The sequence below is a fragment of the Methyloceanibacter sp. genome (genome assembly GCF_051306395.1).
Lineage (GTDB): Bacteria > Pseudomonadota > Alphaproteobacteria > Rhizobiales > Methyloligellaceae > Methyloceanibacter.
Genome location: NZ_JBPPND010000062.1, coordinates 1 through 2,240 on the forward strand (window position 1 = coordinate 1; position 2,240 = coordinate 2,240).

The 2,240-nt window shown below is 63.6% G+C and carries 4 protein-coding genes; 1 reads left to right on the forward strand and 3 read right to left on the reverse strand.

Annotated features, from left to right (window positions below):
• Positions 1 to 536 precede the first annotated feature (536 nt).
• Entirely contained in the window at positions 537 to 824 is a 288-nt protein-coding gene (locus ACSLE4_RS03945) for an EF-hand domain-containing protein (protein WP_435903177.1), read from the forward strand.
• Between the two features lie 48 nt (positions 825 to 872).
• Here ACSLE4_RS03945 and ACSLE4_RS03950 read toward each other — a convergent pair whose 3' ends face one another.
• From ACSLE4_RS03950 to ACSLE4_RS03960, 3 genes are all read right to left on the reverse strand, one after another.
• The gene (locus ACSLE4_RS03950; protein WP_435903178.1) at positions 873 to 1,169 is read right to left on the reverse strand and encodes a GlsB/YeaQ/YmgE family stress response membrane protein; all 297 of its coding nucleotides are present in this window, start codon (positions 1,167 to 1,169) and stop codon (positions 873 to 875) included.
• The gene (locus ACSLE4_RS03955; protein WP_435903179.1) at positions 1,166 to 1,708 is read right to left on the reverse strand and encodes an HdeD family acid-resistance protein; all 543 of its coding nucleotides are present in this window, start codon (positions 1,706 to 1,708) and stop codon (positions 1,166 to 1,168) included. The genes ACSLE4_RS03950 and ACSLE4_RS03955 overlap by 4 nt, the downstream gene beginning before the upstream one ends.
• Before the next feature lie 164 nt (positions 1,709 to 1,872).
• Complete coding sequence (locus tag ACSLE4_RS03960) at positions 1,873 to 2,049, reverse strand: hypothetical protein (RefSeq protein ID WP_435903180.1); 177 nt, start codon at positions 2,047 to 2,049, stop codon at positions 1,873 to 1,875.
• Positions 2,050 to 2,240: the final 191 nt, after the last annotated feature.

Consider the following 2,240-nt stretch of genomic DNA (forward strand, 5'->3'; position numbering starts at 1 on the left):
GCGGCGGGTCGTGCTTCTCGGCCTTGTCCTCGCAGGCCTTCTGCGTCTCTTCGTCGGCCGCGGTCACCGGGCTTGCGGCGAGCGTAAGCGTCAGGGCGCAGGCGGCGGCGAGTCCGGTCATGCCGGCCATGGCGTTCCGTGTCATCAGACGTCTCCTCCAGATTGTGGCGCTACGCAATCATAGCATCCGAGGAGAACCGTCGACCAAGCGGGTGATTTGGCCGCTAGAACACCCCGAGAAACGACAGGACGATGGCGATCACAACGACCAAGCCAATGAGATAGATGATATTGTTCACTCGGCCCTCCATTCGGCGCACGGGTCACGGCGGATAGCGCCCTCGACATTGAAACCTACACATTTTGCGGTATTGCCGCCTAATTTGCTTCCGCTTGACTCCATCGCGTTCACGAAGGACTTAGGTTAAGGGCGCTTGCGGGCTGTGCGCTCGCTCCGCGCGGGCGTAATTTCTCCCCCGGTCTAGGCTAAGAGACTGCTTCGTGCCGGAGAATCGGCACCTTATGGAGGAGACCTCATGACCAAGCTGTTCGTTCTTGCCGGTTTGGCCGTGCTGCTCGTGTCGGGCACCGCTACAGCGGCCACCATGTCGTCCGGGCGGCCGTCCGCCGTCTTGACCAAGAAGCAGTGCAAGACGGTGTGGAACGCCGCCGTCCCGGACGGCCGCTATCTCGACCGCGCCAATGCCGCGCCCTTTATCGTCAACTTCAAGCTCGCCGACGGCCCCGACCAGGACGGCCGGATCTCCAAGCGCGAGTTCAAGAAGGCGTGCAAGAAGGGGCTGGTGAAGTACCCCTTCCGGTAGCCTCGGGAGGACAATGGGACGCCGCTGCTGCGTCGTCCCACACGTGATCTAGCCGCCCTCTTTGCGCATGCGGAGCAGCCAAAGCACCGCAAGGAAGATGAGCGAGCCGACGACGGCCGCGAGCACGTCCCGCAGCGAGATCGAGACCGACTCGAGCCCCGAGGCGATATTGAACACCCGGAAGATCGCCCCGCCGATCAGCGCGCCGACGAGGCCGACGCCGAGGCTGGTCCACCGGCCGAGCCCCTCCCATTTGGCGGTCACCAGCATCCCTGCCAGAGAGCCGGCGAGCCCGCCGATCACCAGCCATACGATCAAGTCGCTCAAAGTGACGGACATGGTCATGCCTCCATAGCGCGGCCGACCATCATCGGCAGCAACAGATAGGCCCAGCCTGTCATCACGAGATTGATACCGACGAGCAGGCCGATGGCCCAGGTCGCAGAGCTCGGCAGATCGAACAGGATGAGAATGCCGACCGCGAGCGCGACGAGGCCGGCAAGGAGCATCCACACCCAGCCGTCGAGCGGCCGCATGCGGAACGCCATGGCGATCTCGATGACGCCTTGGATCACGAACATCGCCGCCAGGAAGATGGTCAGCGTGACGATGCCCGTCAGCGGGAAGAAGGCGAGCCAGCCCCCGCCGACGAGGAACAGAAGGCCCATCAGGAGATCGAGGAAGAACTCACTCCAGCCCTTCACCGAGAAGGCGTGGACGATCTGCACGATGCCGCCGATGAGGAACAACCAGCCTAAGAAGATCTTCGTGGCGATCGTCGCCATGAACGGAAACGCGATCGCGATGACGCCAAGCACGATCAAGAGAATGCCGAATATCGTGAACCAGGTGCGATGCTCGGAAATTGCCGTATGCGCGGCCATGACCGCTCCTCCCCCGTTAGGCCCGCTTTATTGCGGTGGCGGCGCAGAATAGCACGGCTGGCCCAGGCACGGAGGAAGCGCCGGCTCTACGCTGTGGAGAAGGGCGCCGGGAGGCCGGCGCCCTTTTCGCGTCGGATCCTGAAATGGCCCCCTAAACTAGCCCCTCAAGACGGCCGGACCGTCTTGCCGTTGGGCTCGGCGGCAGAAGAAGCGCCGCTGCGCTCCTCGATGGCCTGGCCGAGGCACCAATCGGCCATCTTGAGATTCTCCTTGACCACGTCGGGGTGGCCCGCCTCCGTGGCCCGCTGGATGAACTTCTTGGCTTCGTCGACAAAGTCCATGGAACCCTCCTCCACACTGCCCTCTCCGGGCGCTCTTTCCGAGATGTGTGCGGGCGGCCCAATCCGGAAGACCTCCCAGCGGCTCGCGGGTCTGAACTCCGTCATCTAGCGTACGAAGTTCCCGCGTCCCGTGCCTTTGCTTCAAGGGGACGGGCCCACATGCTTCGTTGCTGGGGGCGTTCAACAGCCCC